Source organism: Burkholderia theae, from assembly GCF_048565265.1.
In the GTDB taxonomy this organism is placed as follows: domain Bacteria; phylum Pseudomonadota; class Gammaproteobacteria; order Burkholderiales; family Burkholderiaceae; genus Burkholderia; species Burkholderia theae.
Genome location: NZ_CP183461.1, coordinates 3,488,928 through 3,505,717 on the forward strand (window position 1 = coordinate 3,488,928; position 16,790 = coordinate 3,505,717).

Annotated in this window: 14 protein-coding genes; 9 read left to right on the forward strand and 5 right to left on the reverse strand. The window is 66.4% G+C overall.

The annotated features are described in order from the left end of the window. Window positions 1-60 precede the first annotated feature (60 nt). Window positions 61-963: a DMT family transporter gene (locus ACN22W_RS16445; RefSeq protein ID WP_193099281.1), complete on the reverse strand. Its 903-nt coding sequence runs from the start codon at window positions 961-963 to the stop codon at window positions 61-63. A gap of 112 nt (window positions 964-1,075) precedes the next feature. Here ACN22W_RS16445 and ACN22W_RS16450 point away from each other — a divergent pair, with 112 nt between their 5' ends. Then, complete coding sequence (locus ACN22W_RS16450) at window positions 1,076-1,567, forward strand: Lrp/AsnC family transcriptional regulator (RefSeq protein ID WP_048247769.1); 492 nt, start codon at window positions 1,076-1,078, stop codon at window positions 1,565-1,567. Between the two features lie 31 nt (window positions 1,568-1,598). Here the strand turns inward: ACN22W_RS16450 and ACN22W_RS16455 are convergent, their stop codons facing one another. Next, a complete protein-coding gene (locus tag ACN22W_RS16455) occupies window positions 1,599-2,495 on the reverse strand; it encodes an alpha/beta fold hydrolase (RefSeq protein ID WP_419685426.1) in 897 nt (298 codons plus the stop codon). 284 nt (window positions 2,496-2,779) lie between these two features. Here ACN22W_RS16455 and ACN22W_RS16460 point away from each other — a divergent pair, with 284 nt between their 5' ends. The 3 genes from ACN22W_RS16460 to ACN22W_RS16470 all read left to right on the forward strand — a co-directional run bounded on the left by ACN22W_RS16460 (window position 2,780) and on the right by ACN22W_RS16470 (window position 6,399). Beyond that, complete coding sequence (locus tag ACN22W_RS16460) at window positions 2,780-3,739, forward strand: NAD(P)H-dependent flavin oxidoreductase (protein ID WP_129513128.1); 960 nt, start codon at window positions 2,780-2,782, stop codon at window positions 3,737-3,739. Between the two features lie 125 nt (window positions 3,740-3,864). Continuing rightward, a protein-coding gene (locus ACN22W_RS16465) for an IS3 family transposase (protein WP_419685427.1) occupies window positions 3,865-5,246 on the forward strand; the annotation gives its coding sequence in 2 pieces (ribosomal slippage) (window positions 3,865-4,345 and window positions 4,345-5,246; 1,383 coding nt in all). Window positions 5,247-5,373: 127 nt separating this feature from the next. Continuing rightward, entirely contained in the window at window positions 5,374-6,399 is a 1,026-nt protein-coding gene (locus ACN22W_RS16470) for an IS110 family transposase (protein ID WP_419685428.1), read from the forward strand. A gap of 274 nt (window positions 6,400-6,673) precedes the next feature. On the opposite strand, the gene ACN22W_RS16475 is transcribed toward ACN22W_RS16470, so the two are convergent. The 3 genes from ACN22W_RS16475 to ACN22W_RS16485 form a co-directional block, all read right to left on the reverse strand. Next, a complete protein-coding gene (locus ACN22W_RS16475; RefSeq protein ID WP_129513129.1) occupies window positions 6,674-7,636 on the reverse strand; it encodes a LysR family transcriptional regulator in 963 nt (320 codons plus the stop codon). A gap of 183 nt (window positions 7,637-7,819) precedes the next feature. Next, window positions 7,820-8,896, reverse strand: a complete 1,077-nt coding sequence (locus ACN22W_RS16480; RefSeq protein WP_129513130.1) for a porin — start codon at window positions 8,894-8,896, stop codon at window positions 7,820-7,822. 345 nt (window positions 8,897-9,241) lie between these two features. Beyond that, a complete protein-coding gene (locus ACN22W_RS16485) occupies window positions 9,242-9,733 on the reverse strand; it encodes a peptide-binding protein (RefSeq protein ID WP_419685429.1) in 492 nt (163 codons plus the stop codon). Window positions 9,734-10,079: 346 nt separating this feature from the next. On the opposite strand from ACN22W_RS16485, the gene ACN22W_RS16490 reads away from it, so the two are divergent. The 5 genes from ACN22W_RS16490 (at window position 10,080) to ACN22W_RS16510 (ending at window position 16,700) form a co-directional block, all read left to right on the forward strand. Next, window positions 10,080-11,114: a bile acid:sodium symporter family protein gene (locus ACN22W_RS16490; RefSeq protein ID WP_193099287.1), complete on the forward strand. Its 1,035-nt coding sequence runs from the start codon at window positions 10,080-10,082 to the stop codon at window positions 11,112-11,114. 178 nt (window positions 11,115-11,292) lie between these two features. Continuing rightward, window positions 11,293-13,131, forward strand: a complete 1,839-nt coding sequence (locus tag ACN22W_RS16495; RefSeq protein ID WP_419685430.1) for an EAL domain-containing protein — start codon at window positions 11,293-11,295, stop codon at window positions 13,129-13,131. Between the two features lie 367 nt (window positions 13,132-13,498). After that, window positions 13,499-14,518 carry a LacI family DNA-binding transcriptional regulator gene (locus tag ACN22W_RS16500; RefSeq protein ID WP_048247783.1) on the forward strand — a complete coding sequence of 340 codons (1,020 nt, stop codon included), beginning with the start codon at window positions 13,499-13,501 and terminating at the stop codon, window positions 14,516-14,518. Continuing rightward, the gene (locus ACN22W_RS16505) at window positions 14,515-15,795 is read left to right on the forward strand and encodes an AGE family epimerase/isomerase (RefSeq protein ID WP_419685431.1); all 1,281 of its coding nucleotides are present in this window, start codon (window positions 14,515-14,517) and stop codon (window positions 15,793-15,795) included. Before ACN22W_RS16500 ends, ACN22W_RS16505 begins: the two co-directional genes overlap by 4 nt. After that, window positions 15,792-16,700: a carbohydrate kinase family protein gene (locus tag ACN22W_RS16510; RefSeq protein ID WP_419685432.1), complete on the forward strand. Its 909-nt coding sequence runs from the start codon at window positions 15,792-15,794 to the stop codon at window positions 16,698-16,700. Before ACN22W_RS16505 ends, ACN22W_RS16510 begins: the two co-directional genes overlap by 4 nt. Window positions 16,701-16,790 lie beyond the last annotated feature (90 nt).

The window sequence follows — 16,790 nt, forward strand, 5'->3', positions numbered from 1 at the left end:
ATTAACACCCCAGGCAAGCCGCGGCGCGGCCCCGTAGCGGCGCCGAATCGTACGATCGTTTCAGTTGCCGACCGCCGCGCGACGCACGGGCACGATGCGCCAGCCGAGATTCACGCCGGCCGCCGCGAGCAGGATCAGCAGCGCGCCGAACACCTGCGTCCACGCGAGCGTCTGCCCGAACGCGACGTGATCGACGACGATCGCGACGACCGGATAGACGAACGACAGCGCACCGGTCATTGCAGTCGGCAGCTTCTGGATCGCGCCGTACAGCAGCACATACATCAGGCCCGTGTTCACGACGCCGAGCACGACGAGGTCGAGCCACTGCGCGGCGGTCGCCGGCAACGTGCCGAAGTGCGCGAACGGTGCGAGCAGCACGACGCCGAGACCGGCCTGCAGCAGCGCGAGCAGATGCGGCGGCGTGCCCTTCAGGTGCTTCGTGACGATCGACGAGATCGCATACAGGAATGCCGCGCCGAGCGACAGCGCGACGCCTTCCAGATATTCGCCCGGCACTGCGAGCACGGCTGGCTCGACGCGCACCACGAAGACGAGCCCGGCGAACGCAAGCGCGAGCCACGCGATCGTCGACGCGGAGATCCGTTCGCGGAACACGATCGCGCCAAGCGCGACGAGCATGAACGGCTGCGTGTTGTAGACGGCGGTCGCCATCGAGATCGACGCGCGCGAATAGGCGGCGAACAGCAACAGCCAGTTCGCGACGATCGCGACACTGCCGAGCGTCGCGAGCGCGAGCATCCGCGGCGAGAACAGCGAGCGGCGCAGGAAGCCGAACGCCGCGCAGACGATCGCGAGCGTCGCCGCGCCGAACAGGCAGCGGAAGAACACGACGTTCGTCAGCGGCTGCTTCGACGACATCACCAGCCAGCCGATCGTGCCGGACATCATCATCGCGACGATCATCTCGGCGGCACCGCGGCGCATTTCATTCGAGGCCATCATGAACTCCGTTGAAGAGAGTGGATGACTTCGATTCTAGAAACTTGCTTTCGTCGCAACCATGGCTAAACTGAAGTGAAACAATCGATTCACCTTCGAAAGCAAAGCAATCATGCCGAAACGCCTTTCCCCGCCAGCCGTCACGTCGCTCGACGCGACCGACCGCGCGATCCTCGCGGCGCTTGCCGACGACGCGCGCATCGCAACCAGCGAACTCGCGCGGCAGATCGGGCTGTCGGCACCCGCGACCGCCGACCGTGTGCGGCGGCTCGAGGCGCAAGGCGTGATCGCCGCGTTCACCGTCGAGCTCGACCCGCGCGCGCTGGGTTACACGCTGCAGGCGATCGTCCGCGTGAAGCCGCTGCCCGGCCAGTTGCATCTGGTCGAGGAGTTGTTGCGGCGGATTCCCGAATTCGTCGAATGCGACAAGGTGACCGGCGAGGACTGCTTCATCTGCCGGCTCTACCTGCGCACGATCGAGCACCTCGACGACATCCTGTCGAAGGTGACGGAGCGCGCGGAGACGAGCACCGCGATCGTGAAATCGACGCCCGTGCCGCGCCGCCTGCCGCCGCTCGCCGAGGACGACGGCGCGCACCGCTGAGCGGCCGGCCCGCGCCGCCCGTGCGCGGCCCTTATGCGGCCGGGTCGCGCGCCTCGAAGAACGCGAGCAGTTCGTCGATCAGCGCGACGGGCGCCTCTTCCGGAATGTAGTGACCGCACTCGAGCGCACGGCCGCTGACGTCGCGTGCGACGCGCCGCCATTCGTCGAGCGGATCGAAGCAGCGGCCGACGACCCCGTTCGCGCCCCACAGCACGCGCAGCGGGCACGCGACCTTGTTGCCGCGTTCGAGATCCGCACGGTCGTGCTCGAGATCGATCGTCGCCGACGCCCGGTAGTCCTCGCACATCGCATGCACGGCGCCCGGCTGCGCGAGCGCGGCACGGTACGCGTCGAGCGCCTCGGGCGCGAACGGCGCGAGCCCGGCGGACCGGTTGCCCATCACGCGTTCGATATACGCATCGGTATGCGCGCCGATCAGCATCTCGGGCAGCGGCTCCGGCTGGATCAGGAAGAACCAGTGGAAATACGCGGTCGCGAACGCGCGATCGGTTTTCTCGTACATCGCGAGCGTCGGCGCGATGTCGAGCAGCATCATCCGCTCGACGGCGTCCGCGTGATCGAGCGCGAGCCGGTGCGCGACACGCGCGCCGCGATCGTGCGCACACACGTGGAACTGCTCGAAGCCGAAATGCCGCATCACGGCGACCTGATCGGCCGCCATCGCACGTTTCGAATACGGCACGTGCCGCGCGTCGCTCGGCGGCCGGCCCGATGCGCCGTATCCGCGCAGGTCGGTGGCGATCACCGTGAAGTGATTCGCGAGCGTCGCGGCAACGCGATGCCAGATCATGTGGGTTTGCGGATGCCCGTGCAGCAACAGAAGCGGCGGGCCCGCGCCTCCTTTGACACCGAAGATGTCGGTGTCCTGCACCGTCACGCGAAACGGTGCAAACGCCTCAAACGACATGGTTTATTTCTCGTTGGTTTGTTATGGCGGCTATTTTAGGAGCGCTTGCGCGTCTTCACAGCGGGGTAGCCGCCAGAATCCGTAGAAAGAGAACACTCACTCGATTGCCGCCACACCGCGCAGTTTGTTAAGCTCGCGTAGAATCGCACGACCGTTCGTATTAATATGAGCGAACGAAGTCGTTCCGCAGCTACACTCGAATCACCGTTCGAAACGCAAAGCATGGTGTCGGCGTCAGCGCGACCGCGCGGGTGCCGACCGCCCCTGGAGACTGGAGACATCACATGGCATTGCCCACTGTCCTGCAGAACCTGACGCTGCCCGTCATCGCGTCGCCGATGTTCATCGTCAGCTACCCCGAACTCGTGCTCGCGCAATGCAAGGCGGGCATCGTCGGTTCGTTCCCCGCGCTCAACGCCCGTCCGGCCGAACTGCTCGACGAGTGGCTCACGCAGATCCAGTCGGCGCTCGCCGACCACAAGGCGCAACACCCGGACGCGGTGATCGGCCCGATCGCGGTCAACCAGATCGTCCACCAGTCGAACGCGCGGCTCGAGCACGACGTGCGCGTCTGCGTCGAGCACAAGGTGCCGATCTTCATCACGAGCCTGCGCGCACCGGCGCGCGAGATCGTCGACGCGGTGCACAGCTACGGCGGCATCGTGCTGCACGACGTGATCAACCTGCGCCACGCGCAGAAGGCGCTCGAAGCCGGCGTCGACGGACTGATCCTGGTCGCGGCCGGCGCCGGCGGCCACGCGGGCACGACGTCGCCGTTCGCGCTCGTCGGCGAAGTCCGCAAGATCTTCGACGGTCCGATCGTGCTGTCCGGCTCGATCGCGAACGGCGGCTCGATCCTCGCCGCGCAGGCGATGGGCGCCGATTTCGCGTACATGGGCACGCGCTTCATCGCGACGCAGGAAGCGCACGCGATCGACGACTACAAGCACGCGATCCTGAACGCGAAATCGTCCGACATCATCTACACGAACCTCTTCACGGGCGTGCACGGCAACTACATCCGCGAGAGCATCGAGAAGGCCGGCCTCGATCCGGAAGCGCTGCCGGAATCCGACAAGACCAAGATGAATTTCGGCGGCGACAAGACGAAGGCGTGGAAGGACATCTGGGGCGCCGGCCAGGGCGTCGGCCTGATGGACGACCTGCCGAGCGTGGGCGCGCTCGTCGAGCGCCTGAAGCGCGAGTACGACGACGCGAAGGCGCGGCTCGGCATTACGCGCTGAAGGATGCGGCGGCCATGATCCGGCCGCCGCCGCCGCGATAACGTCGGACCCAACAAAAAGCGCGAACCGCAATTGAACTGCACCCCAAAAGTTGGACATCGATCCAACCTTTGGGGTGTTTTTTCATGACGAAGTACAACGAGCAGTTCAAGCGGCAAATCGTAGACGAGTACCTTGCCGGCAACGCTGGGGTGAAGGCGTTGGGCAAGCGATACGGCCTGAGCTATACGCTAGTGCACCGGTGGGTCGCCCGGTATCGTGAGCACGGCGATGCCGGACTGAGTAAGAAATACAGCCACTATGATGAGCAGTTCAAGCTTTCGGTTTTACAGCGTATGTGGCGCGATGAGCTTTCGTATCGCGAGGTCGCGACACTATTCAACATTCGTGGTGACCGAACCGTGGCAACTTGGGTGCGCTTGTATCATGACGGCGGTATAGATGCTCTGAAGCCTCGCCGACGAGGACGCCCGCCCAGCATGAAGCCTGAACCAGACATGAAACCGGAGTTCCCGCTGCAGCCCGATGAGGCACGCACGCCGGACACGCTCTCACGCGACGACCTGCTCAAAGAGAACGAATATCTGCGTGCGGAGGTGGCGTACCTAAAAAAGCTCGATGCGCTGCTGCGATCAAAGGAGCAAGCAGCGCCAAAGAAAAAGCGCAAATAGTGCGCGAGCTCAGGCAATGCCATCCGATAGCAGCCCTTCTGAAAGCAGCAGATCTGGCGCGCAGCACGTTCTACTATCAGTTGAAGGTGCTGGATGCCGGTGATCGACATGCCGATCTCAAAGCCAGGATCCGGACCGTGTACGAGCATCACCAAGGTCGTTACGGCTATCGGCGAATCACCGCCACAATCCGGCAGGCAGGACACGCGATCAACCATAAGACCGTGCAACGACTGATGGGACAATTGCGACTGAAGTCCTTGGTGCGCCCAAAGAAATACCGCTCCTGGCGAGGCGAAGTTGGTCGTGTCGCGCCTAATCTGCTGCAGCGCAAGTTCGATGTCGAGCGCCCGAATCAGAAATGGGTAACCGACGTGACTGAGTTCAACGTCGGTGGCCAGAAGCTGTACCTGTCGCCAGTGATGGATCTGTACAACGGGGAGATCGTCGCCTATCAGATGGATCGACGGCCAAGCTTCGAGATGGTCAGCCGTATGCTGAAGAAGGCGCTGACCAAGCTTGGACGCAAGGATCGACCGCTGCTGCATTCGGATCAGGGCTGGCAGTATCAGATGCCAGCGTATCGTCGGCTGCTTGGCCAGCACGCGTTGACGCAGAGCATGTCACGCAAAGGCAACTGCTTGGACAACGCCGCGATGGAGAGCTTCTTCGGTACGCTCAAGTCAGAGTGCTACAGGCTGCAACGCTTTGCTAGCGTCGAACAGTTACGCGATGCGTTGGATCGCTACATCCATTACTACAACCACGATCGCATCAAGCTCAAACTAAAAGGGCTGAGTCCCGTTCAATACAGAACTCAGCCCTTGGGCGCCTAGCCTTCTTAAACTGTCCAACTTTGTGGGGTCAGTTCAAATGGTTCGCGCTTTAATGAGATGGTCAGCCTGACCGAAACGGCCCGATCAGCGTACGCTGATCGGGCCGTTTCCTTTCTGGGAGATCATCATGGGCACCGCGACGTTGATCGGGATCGATCTAGGCAAGCACTGCTTCTTTCTACATGCGCAGGACCGTCACGGTCACGAAGTCTGGCGCAAGAAGGTGACGCGTGCTCAGTTGCTGGTGTTGCTGGCGGGTTGTCCAGCCAGCACAATCGCCATGGAGGCCTGCGCGGGTGCGCACTGGCTTGCGCGCAAACTGCAGGTGTTCGGGCATCAGGTACGCCTGATCGCGCCGCAATTTGTCCGCCCCTTTGTGAAGGGCAACAAGACCGACTTCGCCGATGCCGAAGCAATTTGCGAGGCCGCTTCTCGCCCCAGCATGCACTTTGTGGCAGTTAAGACGCCGGATCAGCAGGCGCTGATGGCGCTGCATCGAGTACGCGAAGCACTGGTGAGCGAGCGCACCGCCACGATCAACCAGGCTCACGCGTTCCTGCTCGAATTCGGTATCAGCTTGCCGGTCGGCGCGCTTGCCATTACCCGCCTGCCAATCTTGCTCGATGATCCAGCATCGACACTGCCGCCCCGGCTGGTGGCGATCCTGCAGCGCTTGCATCGGCGATATGGCCAACTCAGCGAGGAGATCGCCCAGTGCGACGGCGAACTCAAGCGCCAACTCGCTGAGGACAACGCGGGGCAGCGGCTCATGACGATCCCCGGAGTCGGTCCGATCACGGCCAGCAATCTGCTGGCGATGGCCGGTGATGTGCATGCGTTCAAACGTGCTCGCGACTTCGCTGCTTCGTTGGGGTTGGTACCTCGTCAGCATTCGACGGGAGGACGCCCGACCTTGCTCGGTATCAGCAAGCGAGGCGACAAGCGCCTGCGATGTTTGCTGATTCAAGGCGCAAGAGCCGTCATGCGTTACGTCGAGCGCCGTACCGATGCATTGGGTATCTGGGTGCAAGCGCTGCTGCGTCGCCGTCATGGCAACGTTGTCGCCTGCGCGCTAGCCAACAAAATGGCCAGAATCGTATGGGCGATTCTGGCCAGGGGCGGCGAGTACCGGGCTCATCCGGCTATCGCCTGATCGAAGTACCTGCCTGCTTTTGCGACCTCTGATCCGTGATGAAGACAATCGGCTCACGGCCCGACAGAAAACCTGACATGAAATTCAGTCTCGCAGACTGAAGCTTTTTTAAGGCCTGTCGGGCGCGGCTTCTCATCGAGGGCCGGGCGCGATCCGCGCCCATTTCGAGCCCGGATACATTAGCGCAAGCCTTTCTATCTTAGTCACTGTCCAAGGTTGCAAAAAACAGGCTGACCATACATTTTCATGGCCCCGTCGCAGCGGGATGCGCAGTTCAGCCCGTGCGCTTGATCCGCGTGATCGGCAGCACCCGCAGGCGCGATTCGATCGACGGGCACAGCGACTGCCCTTCGAAACGCGCCGCCAGGAAATCGACGAACGAACGCACCTTCGCGGACACGTGCCGGCGGCTCGCGTAGACCGCATAGATCGGCGCCTCGTGCGGCGGCACCGAATCGAGCAGCACCGGCACGAGCCGGCCGGATTCGATGTCGTCGCCGACCACCTCGGTGCCGAGCAGCGCGATGCCCGCGCCCGCGAGCACGGCCGCACGCAGCCCTTCGAGATGGTTCACGATCAGGTTGCCGTTGAGGTTCACGCGCGACGCGGCCGCCGCGTCGATCACCATCGAGTCGAGCATCGTCGAATTCGAGTCGCGCCGCAGGTAGTTGTGGTGCGCGAGATCGGCGATCGTGTCGGGCGTGCCGTGCTTGTCGAGATACTCGGGCGACGCGACCAGCAGGATGTGCGCGGTCGCGATCTGCCGCGCGACCAGCGACGACGATTTCAAGCCGTTCGGCGCCGCGCGTACCGCGACGTCGTAGCCTTCCTCGATCAGGTCGACCACGCGATCGGACAGCGTCATGTCGACGGTCACGTCCGGGAACCGGCCCGCGTAATCGGTGACGGCCTGCATCACGTGCCGCAACCCGAACGCGGACAGCGACGTCACGCGCAGCCTGCCTTGCGGCACCACGCTCGCGGCGCCGACGGCCTGCCCAGCTTCGTCGAGTTCAGACAGCGCCTGCACGAGGCGCTCGTAATATTCGCGTCCGGCCTCGGTAGGCGCGACGCGTCGTGTCGTGCGATGCAGCAGCCGTGCGCCGAGCTGCTGCTCGAGATGCATCACGTGCTTGCTCGCCATCGCAGCCGACATCTGCATGCGCTCGGCCGCGCCGACGAAGCTGCCCACTTCGACGACGTAGCGAAACACATTCATGCTGACGAGGGTATCCATCGAACTAGCTCGTAATGACGGGGGAATGGTCCAATTACGAGATAGGGTAACAAAGGCAGGGAAACAGAAAGGTCAAGAAAGGCAAAACGGCGCCGCGGGTGGCGGCGCCGTTTCGGGCGGGAAAACATGCAGCCGGAACACGCGATTTACGCGCGCGTCCGGCACACCGATCGCGCGTACGCGTCAGAACTTCGCGCGGATGCCTGCGCCGAACGTGTTGCCGCTCGACAGGCCGCTGATGTGATCGTTCATGTACGCAGCGTAGACGTCGGTGCGCTTGGACAGCGGATAGTCGTAGCCGACGGCCCAGGTCTGGCGCGTCTGGTCGAGGCCGCCCGCGTCGCGCGAATACGCGTACGACGCCATCGCGCTGCCCACGCCGAGCGGCACCGACACGCCGCCTTGCGCGGTGTTCACGTGCCAGCTGCCCGCGACCTGGTCATTCTTCGTATACATGTACTGGCCGAACAGCTTCACGAGCTTCAGGTCGTAGGTCGCGCCGACGAGCGCGATGCCCTGGCTCTTCATGCCGGCGACGAGCGCGCTCAGGTCCTGCGGGCCGTTGTTGAAGTTCACGTACTGATACGTGGCGGTCGCCGCGAACGGGCCGTTCGCATAGTTGAACTGCGCGCTCCACTTCTTCGAACGGTTGTCGCCGGCCTGGTTGCCGAGCGCGTACATCGCGCCGAAATTCAGGCCACCGAACGACGGCGACGTGTACGACAGCGCGTTGTTCCAGCCCGAATCACCCACCGCGCCCTGATCGCTCGGGTAGGTCGGGAACGTGCCGAGGCCGAGGAACACGTGGTACACCATCGGCGAGAAGGTGTACGAGTCGTAGAACGGGTTGAACAGGATCGTCGACAGGAACAGGTGCGTCGTCAGGCGGCCGGCCGTCACCGTGCCGTACGGCGAATCGATGCCGACATACGCGTTGCGCGCGAAGAACGTGTCGCCCTGGAAGCGGCCGAACTGACCGTTCTGCGCGCGGAAGAAGCTTTCCAGCGTGAAGATCGCCTTGTAGCCGTTGCCCAGATCCTCGGTGCCGTGCAAGCCCCAGTACGACGTCGACATGCCGCCGCCGCTCACGTTCCACGCGCGGTCGCCGCCCGGGAACTTGGTTGCGCCGACCCATTCGTCGACCTGACCGTAGAGCGAAACGCTCGATTGCGCATGGACGGGAGCGGTAGCCGCCACGCAGGCAGCGGCTGCGATCAGCTTGACGGACGTGCGCGACGCACGGCGGGCGAATGCTTTCATGGGATCTCCAGGTTTTGTCGAATAGTCGATAAGTGGCGCGAGCGTTGTTTTATGGAGCCGAGTGCTTGCGTCGTATGGGGCGCAGCCATCTTTACGGATCATTCGTCCGGTCAAAATTGCGCACACTTATTGCTGGTATAGCGCCAGCATTAACTTCGAGGAATTGATACATGGCCGGGTACACGTCGGCGGCCCGGCGCTAAAGCGACGGCGCGGCGGGACGGCGGCGTGGCACACGCGAGCCGGGCGCGAAAGATAGCGCAATGCGACGGGAAAATCAGCGGAAATCTGCGCGCGACTGTGGCGAATTCGCATCAGCCGGCGGGGGGACGAGCGCGCGGGCGCTCAGTTTCGGTAGAACGGGGAGAACAGCGGCGAGTGTGCAGGCTCTTCCTGCGAGCGGGGCGGCGGCATCGGACGGCCGCCGCGTTCCTCGTTGTAGCGCGCGACGTCGGCGCGGATCGAACCGGCGCGCAACGGCACGTTGCCGCCGCCCGGCGGGCGCGGCATCTGGCGCGCGTCGGCGCTGATCGGGCGATACGGGCTTTGCGCGGCGTAGTGGCCGTACGACGGCGTCGGCCGCAGCCCCCAGCGGGAGCCGTAGCTGCTCACGCCGCCGGGGCGTACACCGGCGGGGGGCGGAACGCGGCGCCAGACGGGCCCGCCGCCGGCCTGGCCGTACGCTTGACCGTACGCGCGCATGTCGCCGCCACCGAAGCCGTGGCCGCCGAACCCATGACCGCCGTGGGGCGGTTGCGCGAGCGCGAGCGGCATCAGCAGCGCGCCGAGCACGCCTGCCACCCATCGTCCGATCTTCCGTTTCACCCGTTCCGTCATCGTTCAGTGCCTGTCCACGCCCTGCGTCGGCTCCTTTCGGCCGACCCATGGCTTTCAGCAGTAATTTATGAGCGGGCCGAAAGTGTGTCGAGCCAAAAAGTGTTATGTCGCGGGCATCGGTGTAACACCATGTTACTGCTAGGTTTTTTCACTTCAGGGCGCGAACGCGACAGAACATTCTTCTGCCGTTTTGCGCATTGCCGGGCGCGAGCGATGGCCTGCATTGCATGCAGCAGATTCATCAATCGATTCCCACAATGAATTTGTGTAGTGAATGGCCAACCGGGACAATAACGCGATCCGCGCGCGCGACGCGCGCCTTTGTCGTTTCCGAATCGAGTTTCCGATGGCCCGTCCCCGTTTTCTCCCCGACAACTTCACGCTCGCGCTCGTCGGCACCGTCGTGCTCGCGAGCCTCCTGCCGTGCCGCGGCCCGGCCGCCCATGCGTTCAACTGGGCGACCAACATCGCCGTCGGCCTGCTGTTTTTCCTGCACGGCGCGAAGCTGTCGCGCGAAGCCGTCGTCGCGGGCGCGACCCACTGGCGGCTGCACGCGGTCGTGCTGCTCAGCACGTTCGCGCTGTTCCCGCTGCTCGGCCTCGCGCTGAAACCCGTGCTGCAGCCACTCGTCACACCGACGCTTTATGCGGGCGTGCTGTTCCTGTGCACGCTGCCGTCGACGGTCCAGTCGTCGATCGCCTTCACGTCGATCGCGAAGGGTAACGTGCCGGCCGCCGTGTGCGCGGCATCCGCGTCGAGCCTGCTCGGGATCTTCGTCACGCCGGCGCTCGTCGGGCTGATGATCACGTCGCAGTCGGCCGCCGCCGCGTCGCCGTGGAGCACCGTCGGCAGCATCGTGATGCAGTTGCTCGTGCCGTTCGTCGCCGGCCAGTTGCTGCGCCCCGTGATCGGCGGCTGGATCGAACGCAACCGCGGCGTGCTGCGCTTCGTCGACCAGGGCTCGATCCTGCTGGTCGTCTACGTCGCGTTCAGCGAGGCCGTCAACCAGGGCCTGTGGCACCAGATTCCGGCCCACGCGCTCGGCGGCCTGCTCGTCGTCAACCTCGTGCTGCTCGCGATCGCGCTGCTGCTGACCGCGTTCGTCAGCAAGCGGCTCGGCTTCAACCGCGCCGACCAGATCACGATCATCTTCTGCGGATCGAAGAAAAGCCTCGCGGCCGGCGTGCCGATGGCGAAGGTGATCTTCTCGGCGAACGCGGTCGGCGCGATCGTGCTGCCGCTGATGCTGTTCCACCAGATCCAGCTGATGGCGTGCGCGGCGCTCGCGCAGCGCTGGGGTGCGCGCGACATGAGCGGCGAGCGCGGCGGGCAGGACGACGCGGCATCGGCGCCCGGCGCGCTGAACGCGGGCAAGCGCTGACGCACGCAGCGGCGCGACGGCCGCCGGAAGGCGGCCTTCCGTCACCCGCCGGACGCGCACCGCTGCGCGCCCCGGCGCGATGCACCACCGACGCGCATCGCGTCACGAAATCTTCATTCAACTCTCCGCGAGCGGTGCCGTTAAGCCGGGCGTCCCGTCGATTCGGCTGCCCTCGCCCATGCCCGCGCTCCACCCCGCCCCCGCTGCCGTCAGCACCGCGCGCCTGATCGCGGACCGCGCGCTCGCCGCCGTCTTCCAGCCGATCGTCGACCTCGGGTCGGGGACCGTCGTCGGTTACGAGGGCCTGATACGCGGCCCGCGCGGCACCGACCTCGAGCCGCCCGCCGCGCTGTTCGCGCAGGCGGCACGCGAAGGCGCGACCATCGCGCTCGAACAGGCCGCCGCGCGCACCTGTCTCGACGCGTTCGCGGCGCTCGGCTGCGACGGCAAGCTGTTCCTCAACTTCAGTGCCGGCACGATCCTGCAACTCGCGCGCGAACGCGAGCGCGCACGCGCGCTGCTCGGCCGTGCGCGGGTCGGCGCCGAGCGCATCGTGATCGAGCTGACCGAGCAGAACGCGGTGCCGGACATCGCGCACATCGGGCCGGCGGTCGCCTCGCTGCGCGACGCCGGCATCCAGTTCGCGCTCGACGACTACGGCACCGCGAACGCGAGCATGAACCTGTGGCTGCGCCTGCATCCGGACGTCGTGAAGATCGACCGCTTCTTCATCCACGACATCGCGCGCGACCCGCTCAAGTTCGAGGCCGTGAAGGCGATGCAGCACTTCGCGCACGCGAGCGGTGCGCAATTGATCGCGGAAGGCATCGAGAACGAATGCGACCTGATCGTCGTGCGCGACATGGGCATCTGCTGCGTGCAGGGCTTCCTGCTCGGCCGGCCGAACGCGCAGCCGTCGCGGGTCGTCGCGCCGGCCGCGCGCGACGCGATCCGCGCGCCGCACATCGCGGTGTTTCCCGGCGCGACGCGCACCGTGCGGCCGGCCGGCACGATCGCCGCGAAGATGCTCGTCTCCGCGCCGGCGCTGCCGCGCGACGCGACCAGCAACGACGTGCTCGACCTGTTCAACCGGATGCCCGAGCTGCACGCGGTCGCGCTCGTCGAACGCGGCCGGCCCGTCGCGCTCGTGAATCGCCGCGGCTTCATCGACCGCTTCGCGCTGCCGTACCACCGCGAGGTGTTCGGGAAGAAGCCGTGCCTGCAGTTCGCGAACGACGCGCCGCTGATGATCGACAACGCGACGACGTTCGAGGAGCTCGCGATGCTGCTCGCGAGCCACGACCAGCGCTATCTCGCGGACGGTTTCGTGATCACCGAACATGGCCGCTACGTCGGGCTCGGCACCGGCGAGAGCCTGGTGCGCGCGGTGACCGAGATGCGCATCGAGGCCGCGCGTTACGCGAATCCGCTGACGTTCCTGCCCGGCAACATCCCGATCAGCGCGCACATCGACCGCCTGCTGCAGCGCGACGCCGGCTTTCATGCGTGCTACGTCGACCTGAACCAGTTCAAGCCGTTCAACGACCAGTACGGCTACTGGCAGGGCGACGAGGTGCTGAAGTTCGCCGCGACGGTGCTGGCCGGCGTGTGCGATCCGCAGCGCGACTTTCTCGGGCACGTCGGCGGCGACGATTTCCTCGTGCTGTTCCAGCGCGACGACTGGTACGCGCGCGCCGCCGACGCAATCGCGCGCTTCAACGAAGGCGCGCAGCTCTTCTACACGCAGGCCGACCGCGAGGCGGGCGGGCTGCACGGCGAGGACCGTCACGGCAACCCGGCGTTCTTCGGCTTCGTGACGATGGCGATCGGCGCGGTCGGCGTGCCGGCCGGCGCGCACGGCGCGCAGCGCTACGGCAGCGACGAGATCGCGTCGGTCGCGGCGCTCGCGAAGCGGCGCGCGAAGCAGCAGCCGGACGGGCTCGCGGTCGTCGATCTCGACGCGGGGCGCGCCGCGCTGCGCAATCGCGGCGAACCGCCGGCCGCGGCGATGCGCTGAACGGCCGGCGACTGCCGTTCGCGGCTACGACCGCGCCCCGCGCGACGGGGGCGACCGTCCGCCCTTCTTCCGCCGGACCGTTGCGCACCGGCTTCCCACCGGCCGGTGCAGGCCACCGAGCCACTGCGCGGACGCACGAAACACGCTCGCTTCCCGTCCACTTCCCGCCCGCCGTGCGCACCGCCAGGCACCTACACGGTCACCTTGCCTTTTTCGCGTTTTGTTTAGTATTTTTAGTAACGTCGTTTTCGCAGATTAGCGCTTAAATGCCCGTAATTTTCGGGTATTCCCCGGCTATCCGGCCCGAATTCCGCGATACGTTTTACTATACAATCGCTTTCACCCTAAACAAACCGGACCCCGAACGATGGGTACCACCATTCGCGATGTGGCGCGGGCGGCAGAGGTCTCGATCGGCACCGTCTCCCGCGCGCTGAAAAACCAGCCGGGCCTGTCCGAAGCAACGCGTGCGCGCATCGTCGAGATCGCGCAGCAGCTCGGCTACGATCCCGCGCAGTTGCGGCCGCGCATCCGCCGGCTCACCTTCCTGCTGCACCGCCAGCACAACCGCTTTCCCGCGAGCCCGTTCTTCTCGCACGTGCTGCACGGCGTCGAGGATGCATGCCGCGAACGCGGCATCGTGCCGACGCTGCTCACGGTCGGCCCGAACGACGACGTGCTGCGCCAGATGCGTCCGCACGCGCCCGACGCGATCGCGGTCGCCGGCTTCATCGAGCCCGAGACGATCGAGGCGCTCGCCGCGACCGGCCGGCCGCTCGTGCTGATCGACCTGTGGGCGCCCGGGCTGCGCTCGGTCAACATCGACAACGCGACGGGCGCCGCGCTCGCGATGCGCCACCTGCTGGCCACCGGCCGCTCGCGGATCGCGTTCATCGGCGGCTCGCCCGCGCACTACAGCATCGCGCAGCGTGCGATCGGCTACCGGCGCGCGTTCTTCGAGGCCGGGCGGCTGTTCGATCCCGCGTACGAAGTGACGATCGACGCGGGGCTCGACCCCGACACGGGCGCCGCGCGTGCGATGGAACAACTGCTCGACGCGCCGGGCCCGCGCCCCGAAGCCGTGTTCGCGTACAACGACGCGGCCGCGCTGGCCGCGCAGCGCGTGTGCACCGCGCGCGGCCTGCGGATTCCGGACGACATCGCGATCGTCGGCTTCGACAACATCCCGGCCGCCGCGCACGCGAGCCCGCCGCTCACGACGCTCGCGGTCGACAAGGAAGCGCTCGGCCGCCGCGGCGTCGAGCTGCTGCTCGCCGAATCACCCGAGCGCACCGAGCTTTCCCTGCCCGTCGAGCTGATCGTGCGGGCCAGCAGCCAGCCCGCCGGCTCCCCGGCACTCGATATCGCAACGGCCACCGAATCATGAACATGCCCCCGGTCCAACCCTGCACGGCCGCGCCGGCCGCCCACACGCAAGCCGCGCCGTTCGTCGCGAGCTTCCGCGATCCGTCGTTCCTGCTGTCGCACATCGAGGACACGCTGCGCTTCTACGCGACGAACGCGTTCGACCCGACGGGCGGCTTCTACCACTACTTCCGCGACGACGGCAGCATCTACAACCGCACGTCGCGCCACCTCGTCAGCAGCTGCCGGTTCGTCTTCAACTACGCGATGGCGTACCGGCATTTCGGCGATCCGCGTCACCTCGAATACGCGCGCCACGGGCTGCGCTTCCTGCGCGACGCGCACTGGGACGACGAACTGCAGGGCTACGACTGGGAACTCGACTGGCGCGACGGCGCGAAGCGCGCGACGCTCGATGGCGCGCGCCACTGCTACGGGCTCGCGTTCGTGCTGCTCGCGGCCTCGCACGCGACGATGGCCGGCATCGACGAGGCGCGCCCGCTGATCGCGGCGACCTACGAACTGGCCGAGCACCGCTTCTGGGACGCGGCCGCGGGCCTGTACGCGGACGACGCGACGCCGAACTGGATCGTGTCGTCGTACCGCGGCCAGAACGCGAACATGCACATGACGGAAGCGCTGCTCGCGGCCTACGAGGCGACCGGCCACCTCACGTACCTCGATCGCGCGGAAAAGCTCGCGAGCCACATCACGCAGCGCCAGGCCGCGCTGTCGGGCGGGCTCGTGTGGGAGCACTACCATGCGGACTGGTCGGTCGACTGGGACTACAACAAGGAAGACAGTTCGAACATCTTCCGTCCGTGGGGCTTCCAGCCCGGGCACCAGACCGAATGGGCGAAGCTGCTGCTGATCCTCGAACGGCACCGCCCGCTCGACTGGCTCGTGCCGCGCGCGGCCGAGCTGTTCGACGCGGCGCTCACGCACGCGTGGGACGCCGATCACGGCGGCCTGTACTACGGCTTCGGCCCCGACTTCACGATCTGCGACCACAACAAGTACTTCTGGGTGCAGGCGGAAACCTTCGCGGCGGCCGCGATGCTCGGCGCGCGCACCGGCAGCGAACGATTCTGGGACTGGTACGACGAGATCTGGCGCTATAGCTGGACGCACTTCGTCGATCATCGCTACGGCGCGTGGTACCGGATCCTCACCTGCGACAACCGCAAGTACAGCGACGAGAAGAGCCCGGCCGGCAAGACCGACTATCACACGATGGGCGCGTGCTACGACGTGCTCGCGACCCTCGCGCGCACGGTGCGCAGCGAGCCGACGCAATGAGCGGCGGCACGTTTCCGGCTTTCGTGTCGGCAGGCGACATCCTGACCGACATGGTGCGGGCGGGCGATGCGCAGTGGACGTCGGTGCCGGGCGGTGCCGGCTGGAACGTCGCGCGCGCGGTCGCGCGGCTCGGTGTGCCGAGCGCGCTCGCGGGCTCGATCGGCGAGGACTGCTTCTCCGACGCGCTGTGGCGCACGAGCGAAGCGGCCGGGCTCGACCTGCGCTTCCTGCAGCGCGTCGCGCGGCCGCCGCTGCTCGCGATCGTCCACGAGACGCGCCCGCCCGCGTACTTCTTCATCGGCGAAGCAAGCGCCGATCTCGCGTTCGATCCCGCGCGGCTGCCGGCCGGCTGGACCGACCAGGTGAAATGGGCGCATTTCGGCTGCATCAGCCTCGTGCGCGAACCGCTCGCGGGCACGCTAGCCGCGCTCGCGGCCGACCTGCATGCGCGCGGCGTGAAGATCAGCTTCGACCCGAACGTCCGGAACCTGATGACGGCCGCGTACCGGCCGACGCTGGAGAAGATGGCCGGCCTCGCCGACCTGATCAAGGTGTCCGACGAGGATCTGCGGCACCTGTTCGGCGGCGACGGCCCCGACGCGGTCGCGGCGGTGCGCGCGCTGAACCCGCGCGCGGCCGTGCTGGTCACGCGCGGCGCGCAGGCGGCGACGCTCTACGCGGACGGCGACGTGCACGAAGCCAGCCCGCCGCGCGTCGAGGTGGCCGACACCGTCGGCGCGGGCGACGCGTCGATCGGCGGCATGCTGTTCAGCCTGATGGCCGCGCCGCAGCGCGCGTGGCGCGAGCATCTCGTGTTCGCGCTGGCGGCCGGCGCCGCCGCATGCCGGCACACGGGCGCGCACGCGCCGACGCTCGACGAGGTGGTCGCGCTGATCGAAGGGTGATCGAGCGCCGACCGGGCCGTTCGGTCACCGATAAGCCCCGCTGTACATGCTGCGCCGCGGTGCTACGATGAAGTGTCCTTTTGCGGGAGA

What these genes read in the sequence shown, in the direction of transcription:
- ACN22W_RS16445 (WP_193099281.1), bottom strand. Translation starts at nt 963, where the DNA reads ATGGCCTCGAATGAAATGCGCCGCGGTGCCGCCGAGATGATCGTCGCG.
- ACN22W_RS16450 (WP_048247769.1), top strand. Translation starts at nt 1,076, where the DNA reads ATGCCGAAACGCCTTTCCCCGCCAGCCGTCACGTCGCTCGACGCGACC.
- ACN22W_RS16455 (WP_419685426.1), bottom strand. Translation starts at nt 2,495, where the DNA reads ATGTCGTTTGAGGCGTTTGCACCGTTTCGCGTGACGGTGCAGGACACC.
- ACN22W_RS16460 (WP_129513128.1), top strand. Translation starts at nt 2,780, where the DNA reads ATGGCATTGCCCACTGTCCTGCAGAACCTGACGCTGCCCGTCATCGCG.
- ACN22W_RS16470 (WP_419685428.1), top strand. Translation starts at nt 5,374, where the DNA reads ATGGGCACCGCGACGTTGATCGGGATCGATCTAGGCAAGCACTGCTTC.
- ACN22W_RS16475 (WP_129513129.1), bottom strand. Translation starts at nt 7,636, where the DNA reads ATGGATACCCTCGTCAGCATGAATGTGTTTCGCTACGTCGTCGAAGTG.
- ACN22W_RS16480 (WP_129513130.1), bottom strand. Translation starts at nt 8,896, where the DNA reads ATGAAAGCATTCGCCCGCCGTGCGTCGCGCACGTCCGTCAAGCTGATC.
- ACN22W_RS16485 (WP_419685429.1), bottom strand. Translation starts at nt 9,733, where the DNA reads ATGACGGAACGGGTGAAACGGAAGATCGGACGATGGGTGGCAGGCGTG.
- ACN22W_RS16490 (WP_193099287.1), top strand. Translation starts at nt 10,080, where the DNA reads ATGGCCCGTCCCCGTTTTCTCCCCGACAACTTCACGCTCGCGCTCGTC.
- ACN22W_RS16495 (WP_419685430.1), top strand. Translation starts at nt 11,293, where the DNA reads ATGCCCGCGCTCCACCCCGCCCCCGCTGCCGTCAGCACCGCGCGCCTG.
- ACN22W_RS16500 (WP_048247783.1), top strand. Translation starts at nt 13,499, where the DNA reads ATGGGTACCACCATTCGCGATGTGGCGCGGGCGGCAGAGGTCTCGATC.
- ACN22W_RS16505 (WP_419685431.1), top strand. Translation starts at nt 14,515, where the DNA reads ATGAACATGCCCCCGGTCCAACCCTGCACGGCCGCGCCGGCCGCCCAC.
- ACN22W_RS16510 (WP_419685432.1), top strand. Translation starts at nt 15,792, where the DNA reads ATGAGCGGCGGCACGTTTCCGGCTTTCGTGTCGGCAGGCGACATCCTG.